Genomic DNA, 16,171 nt, shown 5'->3' with positions numbered 1-16,171 from the left:
GATATGAGTAAACAACCGCTAATAACGATTGGCATGGCTGCAACCATGCTAGCCCAGTTTTTTTCTGCCTTTGCTGACAATGCTATTTTTTTTGCGATACTTGCTTTTATTAAACAGCTCAATTATCCAGAATGGAGCCAATCAGCATTGCAAATCGGTTTTGTTATCCCTTTCATCCTTCTTTCACCTTTTGTTGGTCAGTTCGCTGACAGTATGTCTAAAGGCAAAGTAATGATGATTACAAATGGTGTAAAATTATTAGGTGCCACCGCCATTTTCCTAAATATCAATCCATTTTTAGGCTATTTTCTAGTTGGTGTGGGGGCAGCGGGTTATTCACCAGCAAAATATGGTATTTTAGGTGACCTCACGTCTAGTGATAATTTAGTGAAAGCTAACGGTTTAATTGAAGCATCAACCATTGCAGCTATTTTACTTGGCTCACTTGCTGGCGGTCATATTGCTGACTTAAACATCACATACGCATTACTTACTTGTGTAATAACATATGGATTAGCTGTTATCGCGAATCTTTTTATTCCTAAACTACCTACTGCTCGACAAGATATTGAGTGGAAGTTTATGAGTATGATAAAAGATTTTGCTAAGACATTTAAAATCATCTTTAACACTAAACAAACACTTTATACTTTGCTTGGTACCAGCCTATTTTGGGGCGCAGGTATTACCTTGCGTTTTCTATTAATTAGTTGGGTGCCAATTGTATTAGAAATTACTGACAATTCAACACCAACTAATCTAAACGCAGTTGTCGCAATAGGTATTGTTGTTGGCGCAGGGCTCGCTAGTGCTACGGTTTCAATATCCAATACACTTCGCTGTATCCCAGCAGGAATATTAATGGGATTTGCTGTTATCGCATTTACGCTGCAAAGTAATATGATTAGTTCTTATATACTATTAGTGATTATTGGTGCATTAGGCGGTTATTTTTTAGTTCCATTAAATGCGTCAATTCAAAAAATAGGTAAAGAGCTTATCGGTGCAGGTAGTGTTATTTCGATACAGAACTTAAGTGAGTATAGTGCAATGATGATTATGCTTAGTGCTTATACTTTAGCAGTCGCTTGTGAATTATCAGTCATTACAATCGGCGTCGGTTTTGGTATGCTATTTGCCATTCTTATTGCTTTTGTATGGTTAGGATTAAAATCACATGCCAAACATTAATCTATCGGCTATGGTCACCGAAAATCGTAATAGTGTTAGTGAAAATATTGACTGCGCATCGACACTTGAAATTCTGCAAATTATTAATAATGAAGATAAACGAGTAGCAATCGCAGTCGAAAAACAGCTACCCAATATAGCTATTGCAGTTGATGCAATCAGCCATGCTTTCCTAAATCATGGCCGTTTAATCTACCTTGGTGCCGGCACCTCGGGGAGGTTAGGAATTTTAGATGCCAGCGAGTGCCCTCCTACTTACGGAACATCACCTGAGCAAGTGGTTGGATTAATTGCTGGCGGGCACCCTGCCATATTTAAAGCGGTAGAAAACGCAGAAGATTCACCTGAATTGGCGATTAATGATCTAAAACATATTAATTTTAGTGGTAAAGATATCTTAGTTGGTATCGCGGCTAGTGGGCGCACACCTTATGTTATTGGTGGCATGCAATATGCAAAATCACTTGGCGCTACAGTGGTAAGTTTATGTTGCAATCCTAATGCACCAATGATTAGTTTGGCTAATATTGCCATTACCCCTATTGTCGGAGCCGAAGTCATAACCGGTTCATCAAGAATGAAAGCAGGCACTGCACAAAAGATGATCCTCAATATGTTAACAACAGCCAGTATGATTAAAATCGGCAAAGTTTATGGTAATTTAATGGTTGATGTTGAAGCCACTAACGCTAAGCTGGTTGAGCGGCAAATATCAATTGTTATGCAAGCCACCGATTGCAACCGAGATAGCGCTATAACAACGTTAAACCAATGTAATCAACATTGTAAAACAGCTATTTTAATGATTCTTGCCGGATTAACAGCCGAAGAAGCAACAAAAAAGTTATTAAATAATAATGGATTTATTAGAAAAGTAATAAATAATCTTTAATGATAGAAATAAATCAAAAAAGTCAAATTCAATTATTGATTTTACAACATGTATCTAATTTTTGAGTTAGGATTGTTGACAACTATTTTTAATTATTAAAAATATATAATTAAGTTATAACAGCTAATTATGTAATTAGTCAATTCAAAGTGAAAGGATACCATATGCAAAAATCAATTTTTAAAATTAATAATATTGCTATATTGTTAGGTGCTTTAATGTTATCTACACCTAGTTTAGCAAATGATAAAAATAATACTCTTTCAACAGACAACACCTCAACTCAAATAAAAGAAATTGACGAATCTACGGTAATCAAAACGCAATATGGCCTAATTAAAGGTAAAATCGATAAAATTAATAATGTTATTGTTTGGACTGGAATTCCTTATGCAAAAACACCAACTGGTGAACTAAGATGGAAAAAACCAGTCGATCCTGATAAATGGGATGGAATATTAAATACAACAAAAGCAAGCAATATAGCATTTCAATTAAGTGAGAATAAAATAATTGGTTCTGATGATTGCTTGAATCTTAATATTTATCGACCCAATAATAAAACAACAAATTTACCGGTAATTGTTTATATACATGGAGGCAACAATCAAGTTGGGAAAGCAGAAGAAATAACAGGTAATACTTTTGTTAATGATGTAGATGCCATTTTCATCTCTATCAACTACCGGTTAGGCCCTTTAGGATTTAATCCATTACCAGCACTGCAAACAGGGGATAAACTAGAAGACTCCGGTAATTATGCATTATTGGATATAGCTAAATCACTTGATTGGATAAAAGCCAATATTGTTGATTTTGGTGGTAACCCAAATAATATTACAGTCTCTGGCTTTTCAGCTGGAGGACGTGACGTTATGGCAATGTTAATCTCACCTATATTCAAAGATAAATTTCAAAAGGCCATTTCTTTTAGTGGTGGTATGACAATAGCCGATAAAAATGACAGCGTAAAAGTATTTGCTAAAGCAATAGCTCCCTTAGCCGTACAAGACAAAATAAAACAGACTGAAGAAGAAGCATATAATTGGCTATTAACCAATCAGTCCGACGTCAAGAAATATTTATATAGCTTATCTTCAGAACGTTTAGTGTCCCTGATGGGTAATGCTGGGATAAGAATGAGCGTTTTCCCTCATCTATATAATGACGGCTATGTTATCCCTAATGAAGGATTTAATACCTCAAAATATAATTCTGTACCGTTAATTATGTTAACAGGTACGGGAGAATTTTCTTTATTCGCCAAATCTTCTCCTTATTTTAGTGCTTCTTTTGAGAAAGGATTACCAACAGGAAAAAAATTAACTGAATTTAAATTTGCAAATAAATATGGTAGCCATTTATATGAATTATTTAATGTTGCCGATTCTGCGGAAAAAATGGAACCTTACTATCATGCAAATATTTATGGGATGGAAATCAAATTTGGAGAAGATGAAAAAACGGTTGGAAAAACAATGGGGCTTTATGGGGCATTTCATGGTGTATTTTTACCATTAATGGATTCTAATTCAAAAAATTACAATTGGTTTATTGGTGATGCCTACAAAACTAAAGGTGCAAAACAACTTAGTACAATCTACAAAAAATATATACATAATTTTATCTATTCAGGTAATCCAAATGGGAACAATCTAGTATACTGGGATAATTGGTCACAAGATAATAAAAAAGCTAATAAAGCATTATTGTATTTAACAGCTGATAAAAACGAAGCAATTATATCAATGGGAGGTCAAAGTTATACATATCAGGAAGTAATTGATAAAATGGAAAAAGATCAGTCAATTAGCCCCGAAAGTAAAAAAACAATCATATCACAAGTGTTAAATGGTCGATGGTTTAGTCAACAGCTTGATAACCAATATAAAAACCAATCACTATGGATTAAATAATCAATTAAGTATTAAATTAAAATATTGCTAGATGTTCCTATTTTAGTATATTTAAGCTACAAATTTTTTCGTTTTATTTGGTTTAACTGTTTTATATATATTTTAAATAATTACAATTTTAATAATTTATTTTATAACATTTATATTAGCAATAATATAGAAACCTAGGAGGTACGTTATGGTTGGAATTATCCTAGCAACTCATGGTGAGTTTGCTGAAGGTATTTTACAATCAGGGACGATGATATTTGGCGAGCAAGAAAACGTTAAAGCCGTTACTTTGCACCCAAGTGATAGTCCTGAAAGTTTGAAAGAACGGATGCTAGCAGCAATAGCTACTTTCGATAACCAAAACGAAGTACTGTTTTTAGTGGATTTATGGGGCGGTACGCCATTTAATCAAGCTAATACACTTTGTGGCGATAACCCCAATTGGGCTATTGTTGCCGGTTTGAACCTTCCCATGTTGATTGAAGCTTATTCATCACGTTTATCGATGGATACCGCCAAAGAAGTAGCAGCCGCCATTATTGAATCAGCCCAAGATGGTATTAAAGCTACGGTTGAAGTGGCAGCTAAACCAACACCAAACAAGCAACAGTCAGGTACGATCCCAGAAGGTACCGTAATAGGTGATGGTAAGTTGAAAATTGTATTAGCGCGCGTTGACTCTCGCTTGTTACATGGACAAGTGGCAACAGCTTGGACTAAAACCACTAACCCTAATCGTATCATCGTGGTTTCAGACTCAGTTGCCAAAGATGAGTTAAGAAAAAAACTGATTGAAGAAGCTGCACCTCCTGGAGTTAAAGCTAATGTCGTGCCAATTAAAAAAATTATCGAAGTTGCGCATGATCCTCGTTTTGGTAACACTAAAGCTCTATTACTTTTCGAAAACCCTGAAGATGTACTTCGTGCTGTCGAAGGTGGCGTTGATATTCAAACATTAAATGTTGGTTCCATGGCTCACTCTGTTGGCAAGGTAATGGTCAATAAAGTGCTGTCTATGAGTGCTCAAGATGTTGATACATTCGAAAAATTAAAAGCAAAAAATGTGAAATTTGACGTTCGCAAAGTACCTAATGATTCTAACGATAATATGGATGAATTATTAAAGAAAGCGAAGCAAGAATTAGCCGGACAGAAAAATTAGTTTAATTAAGAGGTTATTATTATGACTTTATCGATTATTGCTATCATTTTAGTGATAGTTATTGCGTTCCTAGCGGGGATGGAAGGTATTTTGGATCAATTCCAGTTCCATCAACCATTAGTTGCTTGTTCATTAATTGGTCTTGTAACAGGAAATCTAGAAGCGGGTGTTATGTTAGGTGGCTCATTACAGATGATAGCACTAGGTTGGGCCAATATTGGTGCCGCCGTTGCTCCTGATGCTGCACTTGCTGCCGTTGCTTCGTCAATTATTTTAGTACTTGGTGGGCAAGGTGAAGCGGGTGTAGCGACAGCTATCGCTATTGCTATCCCACTTGCGGTTGCTGGTCTATTTTTAACTATGATTGTGCGAACGATTGCCGTACCATTAGTACACTTAATGGATGCCGCAGCTGAAGAAGGTAATATTCGCAAAATAGAATGGCTACAAATATTCGGCGTTTGTTTACAAGGTTTACGTATCGCAATCCCAGCAGCAGCACTATTGTTTATTCCTGCCGAAGCAGTTAAGGAAGCGTTAAACTCAATGCCTGAATGGTTAACAACGGGTATGGCTATTGGTGGCGGTATGGTGGTTGCTGTTGGTTATGCTATGGTAATCAATATGATGGCAAACCGTGAAGTTTGGCCATTTTTTATTATCGGTTTTGTCGTTGCCGCGATATCACAATTAACCTTGATTGCACTAGGTGCACTAGGTATTGCTTTAGCACTGATTTATCTCAATCTTTCTGAACGCGGCAATTCGTCAAATGGTGGTAACAAAGGCGATCCACTTGATGATATTTTGAATGATTACTAGGAATTTGGAGCAGAATATGACAGATAAAATTGAGTTAAGTAAAACAAATAAAATTCATTTAACCAAAAAAGACCGTTTAACGGTAGCTTGGCGTTCAACTTTCCTTCAAGGTTCTTGGAACTACGAACGTATGCAAAATGGTGGTTGGGTTTATTCAATGATTCCGGCTATCAAAAAATTATATACCACAAAAGAAGATCGTTCAGCCGCGCTTAAACGTCATTTAGAATTTTTTAATACTCACCCTTATTTAGCATCACCTGTGCTTGGTGTGACTTTAGCCCTTGAAGAAGAACGTGCTAATGGTGCGCCAGTTGATGATGTCGCTATTCAAGGGGTTAAAGTGGGAATGATGGGACCTTTAGCCGGAGTTGGTGATCCAGTATTCTGGTTTACCGTTCGTCCTATGCTTGGTGCGTTAGGCGCTTCACTTGCCTTAAGTGGTAATATTTTAGGACCAATTTTATTCTTCTTACTTTGGAATATTATTCGCTGGTCCTTTATGTGGTTCACCCAAGAATTTGGTTACCGTACCGGTTCGAAAATTACCGATAATTTAGGTGGTGGTTTACTGCAAAAAATCACTAAAGGTGCTTCTATCTTGGGGATGTTTGTACTAGCAGCTTTAGTACAAAGGTGGGTATCGATAAAATTCCAACCTGTTGTATCAACAGTAAAATTAGATAATGGTGCATTTATTGATTGGAATTCACTACCCGCTGGTGCTGAAGGTATTCACCAAGCATTGATCCAAATGCAAAGTGGACTTGCGCTTAGCCAAGAAAAAGTAACTACCTTACAAAATAACTTAGATCAGTTAATTCCTGGACTGGTGCCATTACTATTAACTTTCTTATGTATGTGGTTACTTCGTAAAAAAATATCACCTATTTTAATTATTCTTGGACTATTCTTAGTCGGTATTATTGGTCACGTTGTTGGTCTTTTATAGAATAAAGAATGTTAATTAAAAAAGTTGAGGAAGGCACTTTTTAAGTAAAAATTGCACTCTTCTCAAACATTACTCACCCTTTTCGCCATCAATAACAGGAAAAGGGTGAAATAACTAACTCAGATTAGCATAATGGAAACAAGCAATTAAATGGTGCAATCATTAAATACCAAAATAGATTTAACAGTTAAAGCGACTGCTTTTTCAGGATTTTCAGAATATGGCAACATTATGATTGGAGACAAAGCATTTGAATTCTATCATCAACGTGATCCGCGCAAATATATTCAAATTCCTTGGGAAGAAGTCGATTATGTTATCGCATCGGTATTTTTTAAAGGTAAGTGGATATCTCGGTACTCCATACAAACCAAAAGAGATGGGACATTTGCTTTTGCCTCCAAAGAGCCGAAGAAAGTATTAAGAGCAATACGAGTCTATGTTGATAGCCAAAAAATGGTCAAATCATTAGGATTTTTCGACGTCTTAATTCGTGCTTTTCGGCGTAAAAAATCCTAAAAATAAATCATCTATTAGACAGCAATATTTCAGTAGCTCAAGCCAACTATTATCAATTAAGCGAATTGTCTGCAATACGCTGGGTTAACCAGATCAATTTATGTTCATTTATGGTAAAACTTGCGGATAACCGCTACTACCGCGCTTCTACACACTCAATCAATCATTGCACTTTTTGCTAGAAAGAGTATAATTCTGGGGCTTTGATTTTGTCCATGTTGGGCAAAAGAAAGATTATTTTTTAATTTAAGAGGATGTTATGGTAACTATTCGTTTAGCTCGTGGTGGCTCTAAAAAGCGCCCTTTTTATCAAGTAGTTGTCACTGATAGCCGTAACCCACGTGATGGTCGTTTTATTGAGCGCGTTGGCTTTTTTAATCCAATTGCACAAGGTAAAGCAGAAGAATTACGTTTAGATCTTGATCGCGTAAATCATTGGGTTGGTTTAGGTGCAACTGTTTCTGATCGTGTTAATGCATTGATCAAACAAGCACAAAAAGCTGCTTAATTAAGTAATAGTAACTGTGATGATGAATACTGAGAATCTAATTGTTGTTGGTAAACTTGGTTCAAGCTACGGCATTCGTGGATGGCTCAGAATTTTTTCGTTTACAGAATTTCCAGATAGTATTTTTGATTACAAACCTTGGTATATCCAGCGTGCTGGTAAATGGCAAGAAGTAATCGTTGAGAGCTTTAAACCGCATAATCAGGACATGATTGTCAAACTCAAAGGCATTGATGATCGCGACCAAGCTAATGCGTTAACCAATGCTGAAGTATTTGTTGATGCCGAAAAATTACCTGAACTAAATCAAGGTGATTTTTATTGGAAAGATCTCATTGGCTGTCGAGTAAAAACAGTTAGTGGTTATGACTTAGGTCAGGTAACTGATTTAATGGAAACCGGTTCTAATGATGTATTGGTTGTTAAAGCAAATCTAAAAGATGCATTTGGAGCAACAGAACGTTTAATCCCTTTTGTTGAAGAACAATTTATTAAACAAGTTGATTTAACAACAAAAATGATTGTGGTCGATTGGGATCCTGCATTTTAATTGGTAAGGTAAGAATATGTGGATTGGCGTAATTAGCCTTTTTCCCGAAATGTTCCAAGCTATTACCTGTTATGGCGTAACTGGTCGAGCCGTTAAAAATGGGCTGTTAACAGTAGATTATTGGAACCCGCGCGATTTTGCGCATGATAAGCATAAGACTGTCGACGATAGACCTTATGGTGGTGGTCCCGGCATGTTAATGATGGTACAACCACTTAGAGATGCGATTCATGCAGCCAAAGCTGTAGCAGGTGAAGATACTAAAGTAATCTATCTTTCCCCACAAGGGCGCAAATTAAACCAACAGGGAGTTTGCGAGTTGTCACAATATCAAAAATTGATTTTGATTTGTGGACGATACGAAGGTATAGATGAACGCGTTATCCAAACCGAAATTGATGAAGAATGGTCAATTGGGGATTACGTGTTAAGTGGCGGTGAATTACCGGCGATGACAATGATTGATGCATTAGCCAGATTTATTCCGGGTGTATTAAATCATGAATCATCAGCAGAAGAAGACTCTTTTGCTAACGGTTTACTTGATTGCCCTCACTATACTCGTCCAGAGGTGTTAGATGGAATGGCGGTGCCCGATGTATTAATGTCTGGTCACCATGAAGCGATTCGTCGTTGGCGATTAAAACAATCACTAGGACGAACTTGGTTGAGAAGAGAAGATCTTCTTGAAAATCTAGCTCTGACTGATGAAGAGCAACGTTTACTCGCTGAATTCCAACAGGAATATCGTGATAAACCGAGCCAATAATATTTCAGTATAACTAGTAAGAGACAAAATTATGAAAAATGCAATTATTCAGCAATTAGAACAAGAACAAATGAAAAAAGACATCCCGTCTTTTCGCCCGGGTGATACGGTAGAAGTTAAAGTATGGGTTGTTGAAGGTAACAAAAAACGTCTTCAAGCATATGAAGGTGTAGTTATAGCTATTCGTAATCGTGGTTTACATTCTGCATTTACAGTACGTAAAATTTCGAATGGCGAAGGTGTTGAACGAGTATTCCAAACTCACTCACCAATTGTTGATTCAATTACTGTGAAACGTCGTGGTCAAGTACGTCAAGCTAAACTTTACTACTTACGCGAACTTCGTGGTAAAGCAGCGCGTATCAAAGAGCGCCTTAACTAATTCCAATTGGTTCATATTTAATAAACTAATTAAAATATATCCAATTAAAAAGGTCACCTTTATGGTGACCGTTTTTATGAGTATTATAGTTCATTCCCGCCAACAATCGTTGACACATTTCAAGCAACTTCTAGTGATAAAAAAAGGTAACACTATGGACAACTATCTTGTTGAGATTCTTGCCACCACAACCAAGTTATTTGCATTGATGACGCCACCAGCTGTGCTAAGTGCATTTTTAAGTGGCACTAAGCAGTATGATGAAGCACAACGCCGTAAAACGGCACTTAAAACATCGTGTGCGGTGTTCATTATTGGTATTGTGCTATTCTTTTTTGGTAATGCCATGTTTAGTGTATTCGGTTTTACACTCGATGCGTTTAGAATTGGCTCGGGAGCATTACTGTTTATTACCGCTGTTGCTTTAATGAATGATTCACCGGAAAAAAATAAAATTCATAGTGACGATGATGATATTAGTGTCGTACCACTAGCAATACCATTATGTATGGGGCCAGCATCAATCGGTACAATTATTGTAATGGGCACAAGTTCAGTTGGTATTATGCAAAATTTGATTGGTGCAATTTCTCTATTAATTGCCTCTAGTGGTATTTATGCCATGCTATTATGCGCTAAAAGCATTGCTAAAGTATTAAAAAATACAGGTATTGCTATTCTATCAAAACTAACGGGGTTATTAATATCGGCTATTGCAGCGCAAGTGGTATTTACAGGCGTCTGTGCATTCTTAAAATAATTTGGCTAATAATAGTTTAGAAATAAAATTTGCGTATAGTCAGCAAATATTAATATTTGATTGTATGTAATCACCGATAATTAATCATTAGGTGATTACATATATAATGAATATGATTAATCTATTTAGTTATCTAACTTAACTTTTCGTTTTTTGAAAAAGTAGTATGAACTCAAGATAACAAAAATTAAAAGCACTTCTGATAATAAAATAAAATGCCCTGACTCACCAAACCAGACGCCAACAATAATAATAATGTTAACGGTAATGGAGATCATCGCTAACCAAGGAAATAGTGGGGATTTAAATTTAATCATATCTTTACTGTATTTACCTTCATTTACTCCTTTGCGAAATTGATACTGACACCAAGCAATAATAATCCAAGCAAAACAGCCAACTTGCCCGGTACTTGCTACTAAATAGAGGTATAATTTTTCAGCTGCGATATACTTGGAAAATAGCGAAACTAAAGCAATAATAGCAATAAATAATATTCCTTTGGTTGGCACGCCACGTTTATTCACTTCTGAAAAAGATTTTGGCGCTAAATTATCCTGGGCCATCGACCATAACATTCTAGAACTAGCATAAATTGCCGAATTAGCAGCCGAAATCGCCGCGCAAAAGATAACAAACAGCATTGCATAAGATGCAAAGGTTATCCCTGCTTTATTGAATACCCAAACAAATGGGCTAATTTCATCATGTGTTGTACCATAGGGATATACCAGTGCTAACACGGCAATCGCTAACACATAAAACAAAATTATCCGAAACGCCACACCGGTGATAATTTTCGGTAATACCGTTTGAGGTGATTGCGCTTCACCGGCGGCACTACCAATTAATTCCACCCCCTGAAATGAATAAGTCACAATAGTCATACAGACAAAGATTGATAAAAATCCATTAGGAAACCAGCCCTGCTCTGTCTTGAAGGTTGGTAATACATGTGTTTGATTATATTGTTGATAAAGTAGATATAGACCAACTGCTATAAACGCAATAATAGCTAATACTTTAATCGTTGAAAACCAGTATTCACTTTCACCAAAAGCTCGAACAGAGGTTAAATGAACACAAGTGATAACAGTTAGAATAATTAGACTAAGAATGTAGATAGGAATAGAGGAAAAAACTTGATGAGCAATCATAGACGCCGCTGTTAAGTCAGCAGCCATAGATAGTACCCAGCTTAACCAATATAACCAGCCAATAGTATAACTCCAGATAGGATGTGGAATAAACATTAATGCATAATGCTGGAAAGACCCTGCATGAGGGAATGCACAAGAAAGTTCACCTAAGCAAAGCATGGTTGACAGCATAATACTGCCGGCAAGTAGATACGCGATAATGGTCCCTAAAGGCCCAACCGTGCTAAGTGGCGCTGCAATACCAATAAATAATCCGGTACCAATTGAACCACCTAATGAAATCATCAATAAATGACGATTCTTTAAGTTTTTCTTTAAGGTACTGGGATAAGGACTTTCTTGAGATTCTGATGTTGCCATATAAACCGCCTAGTAATCAATAATAGCTGCTGGTTACCCAGCAGCAGTTATATATTAATAAACAAATCGTTTTTCTACGCCGTTGGTTTGGCAAGCCATAAGCAGAGCTGTATAATCAAGCTCAAAAACGATCATATCGCCAACTCGCAATGTTTCAGAAACATCTTCAATATCAACGATAGTATGATCACTCGTTTGACCTAATACCGTAATGTTATCATTAACCGGTACACAGCTTTCCGCCGGCACATCTTGACGACCAAAAGCAAGTAAAGCTCGTTTACGAGTACCGTGATCAACAAAGGTTTTGCTGTTCAAAAAGGCATCAACACCTAATTCACCAACAGGCACGGTAGGTTTACTATTAAGTTCGATAACTTGTGCATATAATTTATACATGTCACTACAAGCTTTCTCGACAGGTTTGTTTGAGTGATGAAACTCATCAAGATATTTCATATCGACATACTCAATACCAAACTCATGTAAACCACCAATACGAATGTGATTAAGCCCTTCTGGCCAGATCCCTTTATCAAGTAGATGGTAACTTGTACAGTTACCAGCAGATAGATATTTGATCTTGATATTACAAGCTTCTTCTACTTTGCGTGCTATGTGTAAAAAATCTACGCCATTTTTCACTGTCGGTAGCACCGTACCATAGCAGTTAAAGTTAGTACCAAGCCCATAAAGTTCAACACCGGGTAAAGAAAGGATCAGTTTGACCGTTTCGATAATATCGTCTACATGTTCAAACCAAATACCTTCACGCAAATCACCCATATCAACCATTAATAAAACTTGATGGACTTTTTGCTGTTTTACCGCTTCATCAGAAAGTGCTTGGATAACTTGTTTTTCACTGTTCAAGCTAATATCAGCATATTTAACTACTTCGCTGATCTCGCTTAAACAAGGACTACGTAGTAAACAAGTTTTACAATTTAAAGCATCTTTAAGTTTCTTCAAATTGTAGGTTCTTGATTCGGCGATAACATCAATACCGCCATCAAGTACCGCTTTGGCGGTCTCCACACAACCGTCAAAGACTTTATTTACTGCCATTACTTCAATGCCGTGTTTAGCTAGTAGCTCTTTTTCAACACGAGCATTGTCTTTTAATTTACCTAAATCAATTTCTAATATAGGTTTGTACATAAATTACTCCTCTATATCTTATTGTTGTTGCAAGCGATTACGTTTTTGTGCGCGATGGTATATCCATTCAGCTAATACAATTGCAAGCACTGCACCACCAACAATTTTCGCGATATACTCAACATATCCACCCATATCAATTTGTGCTGGTGGAATAAACACTAAGATCACCGCAAATAATGTAGATAAGAATCCTAAACCTGGTAAAACAATTGGTAATACTTTACCTGGGATCTTAAAGCTACGTGGTACATCTGGTTGAGTAATACGTAAGCGATAGTAAGCAATAAACATCACTAAATAAGGGATAAAGTAACAAATGGTTGTTAATGCAGTTAACATCCAATATGCAGCAGCAATACTTGGTGATACAAATGTTGAGAAACAAAGTACCGTTACAATGATTGCTTGGATAACTAAAGCAAATGCTGGTGTTTGATATACCGGATGTAAACGACCAATACGTTCGCCAAGTAAATTATCTTCTTTTGATGCTTCTTGTAACATATAGATAGGACCAACTAACCATGAGTTAATTTGACCCAATGCACCAAAGAATAAACAGATTGCCATCACAGGTAATAACCAAGGCATATGCAACTCTTGAGCGGCAGCTTCCATCGCTTGCATTACACCGGCAACAATATCAGTATCAGCAGCAGGTAATAAAGTATTAATTGCCCAAGTACCGATCATATAGATACCGACAATAACAATTGCAGATACTGCCATTGCTTTAGGGAAGTCACGTTGTGGATCACGAGTACGACCAGCAATCATTGGTGCAACTTCAAGTCCAGCAAAAGCGAACATCATGCTTGATAAAAATACAATAGTATCCCAGCTACTTAAATCTGGAATCCAATCACTAACATGACTATAATCAGTTGCCATTGGGTGACCTGTCATTAACCAGACAATAGCTAATAACACGATAATAGCAGCAGGAATAAATACCCCTAACCAAGCACTAACACTGTTAATGATTTTAGTCCATTTCATCCCTTTGATATTCATTAATGTTAAGACCCAGAATACCACCATGGAGCCAACACCAATAAACACCTGATTTTGCGCTAATTCAGGACTAAACATGTAACCAATTGCAGTAAAACCAAATTGCAACATAAGTGGGAAGAAAAGCACGCATGAAAATAGGAAACAAACGACTACTATCCAGCCAATTCGTTTACCAAACGCTTCTTTTACCCAAACAAATATCCCACCATCTTTTGGCCAACCAGTAGAAAGTTCACCACAAACCATAGCTAATGGGAAAAACAGACAAAATGCAGCAAGTAGCCAAAGCACCATTGCTGACGCTCCATAAGGAGCAACATTAGGAATTTGACGTAAACTTAGAATCGCAATGACATTCATAAACACAATGTCTTTAATACCAAGTAAACTTGAATCTTTAGAATCACTCATAAAATAACCTCACATTATAATATCTGGAGCACTAAGTGCCCCAGATAGCTCATGATTAATACACGTCGTATCCAACCATATCCTCGTAAGTGTCTTCACGGCGAATCAATCGGTCTTTGCCTTCTTTATCGATCATAACAACAGCTGTACGTGGACGATTGTTATAAACGGTTTGGCTTTCAATGGTATAAGCACCAGCATCAAGGAAAGCAATGATATCGCCAATTTGTGTATCTTTAGGTAATAAGAATTCTTCACCTTTAACACCAACATGGAAATAGTCACCACCATCACATAATGGACCAGCTAATTTAATGTACTCATCATGTTGTTCAGTAATTTTTGACGCATCATAAACATAGAAGAACCAATCAAAGTGTTGGCTGTCAGATAATACGCTATAACCAGCATCAACAAATTTCCATTCAACATGTTCTTCAATGTTACCGTCTAAATCGTAGTTAGTTTTACGTTTTTCACAAGCAACTTCAGTTAAAAGCACACCTGCTGAACCGGTAACTTTACGACCTGGTTCGATACAGATTTCAACGTCTGTACGCCATTTGTGAACTTCACTAATTACCGCATCAGCGAAATCTTGTGCAGTAATACCAGCATACATGTTGTCTTGTAATGGATTACCATTTTCATCATCGTATTTATAAGGAACTGGAATACCACCACCTACGTTGATTAAATCAAATTTAATGCCTAAAACTTCTTCTAAACGGCGTGATTCATCAACTAATACTTTGGTTGCTTTAGCAAATGGTTCTGCTTCTGGCACTTGGTCACCCACGTGCATATGTAAACCACGTAAATGTACATAAGGCATTTCAAGAATACGACGACAAGTTTCTTCAGCTTGTTCTAAATCGATACCTGATTTAGCGTGATAAGCAGTAACTAATTCTGCGTGAGTTGCTGATGGAACATTTGGTTCAACACGCACACAAACATTGGCTACTTTCTTTAAGCGACGTGAAATTTCATCGATGATATCTAATTCATATAAGCTATCAACGTTGATGATGTAAAGATCGTTTTGGATGGCAAATTCTAAATCAACCGGTTTTTTAACCACACCGTTGAAAACAATTTGACTACCTGGAAAACCAATTTCTAAACATTTACGCACTTCAAACATTGAGTTCGCTTCTGCATAGATACCTGCATCTTTAATCGCTTTAAGAACACCCATTACTGAACAAGTTTTTGATGCATAGAAAATTTTAGTGTTTGGATGAGCTTTGAACGAATCTTTGATTTCCTGAATATTACGATCGATTTCTTTTTCAGAAAATACATAAAAAGGTGTTGGATATTTCTTGGCTAATTCTTCCAAATTCACACCGTCAAAACAAAGTTTGCCGTTTTGCGCACTGAAACGACGATCTTTTGTTATTAGATCGGTACGTAATTTGTTATAATTTGACATAATTGTGTCGGACATATGACCTCCAGTTAATTAGTACATAAAAAAGGTAAGTAAAAAAGATTACTCACTTACAATGCAATCAACGTGCCAACTTATAAAAACACAAATAATCAATATCTTAACGAAATAATTACAAATAAAATACTAGTCATTTAGTAAGAAATACGTTTTTCTGACGAAAATTTGTCACTATTTTTAGTAATACTT

At 36.5% G+C, this 16,171-nt stretch carries 16 protein-coding genes; 12 read left to right on the top strand and 4 right to left on the bottom strand.

The genetic code is table 11. The features are described 5' to 3' along the window. Positions 1 to 3: 3 nt before the first annotated feature. From lplT to AC5LXI_RS04040, 12 genes are all read left to right on the top strand, one after another. The gene (lplT, locus tag AC5LXI_RS04095; protein WP_493443634.1) at positions 4 to 1,191 is read left to right on the top strand and encodes a lysophospholipid transporter LplT; all 1,188 of its coding nucleotides are present in this window, start codon (positions 4 to 6) and stop codon (positions 1,189 to 1,191) included. Then, positions 1,178 to 2,083: an N-acetylmuramic acid 6-phosphate etherase gene (gene murQ / locus AC5LXI_RS04090; protein WP_493443633.1), complete on the top strand. Its 906-nt coding sequence runs from the start codon at positions 1,178 to 1,180 to the stop codon at positions 2,081 to 2,083. Before lplT ends, murQ begins: the two co-directional genes overlap by 14 nt. A gap of 164 nt (positions 2,084 to 2,247) precedes the next feature. Further along, a complete protein-coding gene (locus tag AC5LXI_RS04085) occupies positions 2,248 to 3,999 on the top strand; it encodes a carboxylesterase family protein (protein WP_493443632.1) in 1,752 nt (583 codons plus the stop codon). Between the two features lie 178 nt (positions 4,000 to 4,177). Further along, entirely contained in the window at positions 4,178 to 5,152 is a 975-nt protein-coding gene (locus AC5LXI_RS04080) for a mannose/fructose/sorbose PTS transporter subunit IIB (protein ID WP_493443631.1), read from the top strand. Positions 5,153 to 5,173: 21 nt separating this feature from the next. Further along, a complete protein-coding gene (locus tag AC5LXI_RS04075) occupies positions 5,174 to 5,974 on the top strand; it encodes a PTS mannose/fructose/sorbose transporter subunit IIC (protein WP_493443630.1) in 801 nt (266 codons plus the stop codon). A gap of 16 nt (positions 5,975 to 5,990) precedes the next feature. Next, a complete protein-coding gene (locus AC5LXI_RS04070; RefSeq protein WP_493443629.1) occupies positions 5,991 to 6,926 on the top strand; it encodes a PTS system mannose/fructose/sorbose family transporter subunit IID in 936 nt (311 codons plus the stop codon). Between the two features lie 150 nt (positions 6,927 to 7,076). Further along, positions 7,077 to 7,445, top strand: coding sequence for a DUF956 family protein (locus AC5LXI_RS04065; protein ID WP_493443628.1), 369 nt, complete (start codon positions 7,077 to 7,079; stop codon positions 7,443 to 7,445). A 259-nt stretch (positions 7,446 to 7,704) separates the two neighbouring features. Then, on the top strand, positions 7,705 to 7,953 hold the full coding sequence (gene rpsP / locus AC5LXI_RS04060) for a 30S ribosomal protein S16 (RefSeq protein WP_034900786.1): 249 nt from the start codon (positions 7,705 to 7,707) through the stop codon (positions 7,951 to 7,953). 22 nt (positions 7,954 to 7,975) lie between these two features. Further along, the gene (gene rimM / locus AC5LXI_RS04055) at positions 7,976 to 8,503 is read left to right on the top strand and encodes a ribosome maturation factor RimM (RefSeq protein ID WP_244895196.1); all 528 of its coding nucleotides are present in this window, start codon (positions 7,976 to 7,978) and stop codon (positions 8,501 to 8,503) included. A 16-nt stretch (positions 8,504 to 8,519) separates the two neighbouring features. Further along, positions 8,520 to 9,272 carry a tRNA (guanosine(37)-N1)-methyltransferase TrmD gene (gene trmD / locus AC5LXI_RS04050; RefSeq protein WP_065577644.1) on the top strand — a complete coding sequence of 251 codons (753 nt, stop codon included), beginning with the start codon at positions 8,520 to 8,522 and terminating at the stop codon, positions 9,270 to 9,272. Positions 9,273 to 9,303: 31 nt separating this feature from the next. Then, positions 9,304 to 9,654 (top strand): 50S ribosomal protein L19, encoded by a 351-nt coding sequence (gene rplS / locus AC5LXI_RS04045; protein WP_034900792.1) that lies wholly within the window; start codon positions 9,304 to 9,306, stop codon positions 9,652 to 9,654. Between the two features lie 154 nt (positions 9,655 to 9,808). Continuing rightward, positions 9,809 to 10,414, top strand: a complete 606-nt coding sequence (locus tag AC5LXI_RS04040) for a MarC family protein (protein ID WP_086360548.1) — start codon at positions 9,809 to 9,811, stop codon at positions 10,412 to 10,414. A gap of 125 nt (positions 10,415 to 10,539) precedes the next feature. On the opposite strand, the gene AC5LXI_RS04035 is transcribed toward AC5LXI_RS04040, so the two are convergent. The 4 genes from AC5LXI_RS04035 to dokD are packed head-to-tail and all read right to left on the bottom strand — an operon-like array spanning position 10,540 to position 15,979. Further along, positions 10,540 to 11,934: an amino acid permease gene (locus AC5LXI_RS04035; protein ID WP_493443627.1), complete on the bottom strand. Its 1,395-nt coding sequence runs from the start codon at positions 11,932 to 11,934 to the stop codon at positions 10,540 to 10,542. A 54-nt stretch (positions 11,935 to 11,988) separates the two neighbouring features. Beyond that, entirely contained in the window at positions 11,989 to 13,095 is a 1,107-nt protein-coding gene (locus AC5LXI_RS04030; RefSeq protein WP_034900798.1) for an alanine/ornithine racemase family PLP-dependent enzyme, read from the bottom strand. 18 nt (positions 13,096 to 13,113) lie between these two features. Further along, positions 13,114 to 14,526 (bottom strand): APC family permease, encoded by a 1,413-nt coding sequence (locus tag AC5LXI_RS04025; protein ID WP_034900800.1) that lies wholly within the window; start codon positions 14,524 to 14,526, stop codon positions 13,114 to 13,116. Positions 14,527 to 14,581: 55 nt separating this feature from the next. After that, positions 14,582 to 15,979, bottom strand: coding sequence for an ornithine/lysine decarboxylase DokD (gene dokD, locus AC5LXI_RS04020; RefSeq protein WP_034900801.1), 1,398 nt, complete (start codon positions 15,977 to 15,979; stop codon positions 14,582 to 14,584). Positions 15,980 to 16,171 lie beyond the last annotated feature (192 nt).

It is taken from the genome of Gilliamella sp. LMG 34361 (genome assembly GCF_984569075.1).
This window is presented reverse-complemented; position numbering and strand designations above follow the sequence as displayed.

What these genes read in the sequence shown, in the direction of transcription:
- AC5LXI_RS04085 (WP_493443632.1), top strand. Translation starts at nt 2,248, where the DNA reads ATGCAAAAATCAATTTTTAAAATTAATAATATTGCTATATTGTTAGGT.
- rplS (WP_034900792.1), top strand. Translation starts at nt 9,304, where the DNA reads ATGAAAAATGCAATTATTCAGCAATTAGAACAAGAACAAATGAAAAAA.
- AC5LXI_RS04065 (WP_493443628.1), top strand. Translation starts at nt 7,077, where the DNA reads ATGGTGCAATCATTAAATACCAAAATAGATTTAACAGTTAAAGCGACT.
- murQ (WP_493443633.1), top strand. Translation starts at nt 1,178, where the DNA reads ATGCCAAACATTAATCTATCGGCTATGGTCACCGAAAATCGTAATAGT.
- AC5LXI_RS04025 (WP_034900800.1), bottom strand. Translation starts at nt 14,526, where the DNA reads ATGAGTGATTCTAAAGATTCAAGTTTACTTGGTATTAAAGACATTGTG.
- AC5LXI_RS04075 (WP_493443630.1), top strand. Translation starts at nt 5,174, where the DNA reads ATGACTTTATCGATTATTGCTATCATTTTAGTGATAGTTATTGCGTTC.
- AC5LXI_RS04080 (WP_493443631.1), top strand. Translation starts at nt 4,178, where the DNA reads ATGGTTGGAATTATCCTAGCAACTCATGGTGAGTTTGCTGAAGGTATT.
- rimM (WP_244895196.1), top strand. Translation starts at nt 7,976, where the DNA reads ATGAATACTGAGAATCTAATTGTTGTTGGTAAACTTGGTTCAAGCTAC.
- AC5LXI_RS04035 (WP_493443627.1), bottom strand. Translation starts at nt 11,934, where the DNA reads ATGGCAACATCAGAATCTCAAGAAAGTCCTTATCCCAGTACCTTAAAG.
- AC5LXI_RS04030 (WP_034900798.1), bottom strand. Translation starts at nt 13,095, where the DNA reads ATGTACAAACCTATATTAGAAATTGATTTAGGTAAATTAAAAGACAAT.
- trmD (WP_065577644.1), top strand. Translation starts at nt 8,520, where the DNA reads ATGTGGATTGGCGTAATTAGCCTTTTTCCCGAAATGTTCCAAGCTATT.
- AC5LXI_RS04040 (WP_086360548.1), top strand. Translation starts at nt 9,809, where the DNA reads ATGGACAACTATCTTGTTGAGATTCTTGCCACCACAACCAAGTTATTT.
- lplT (WP_493443634.1), top strand. Translation starts at nt 4, where the DNA reads ATGAGTAAACAACCGCTAATAACGATTGGCATGGCTGCAACCATGCTA.
- dokD (WP_034900801.1), bottom strand. Translation starts at nt 15,979, where the DNA reads ATGTCCGACACAATTATGTCAAATTATAACAAATTACGTACCGATCTA.
- rpsP (WP_034900786.1), top strand. Translation starts at nt 7,705, where the DNA reads ATGGTAACTATTCGTTTAGCTCGTGGTGGCTCTAAAAAGCGCCCTTTT.
- AC5LXI_RS04070 (WP_493443629.1), top strand. Translation starts at nt 5,991, where the DNA reads ATGACAGATAAAATTGAGTTAAGTAAAACAAATAAAATTCATTTAACC.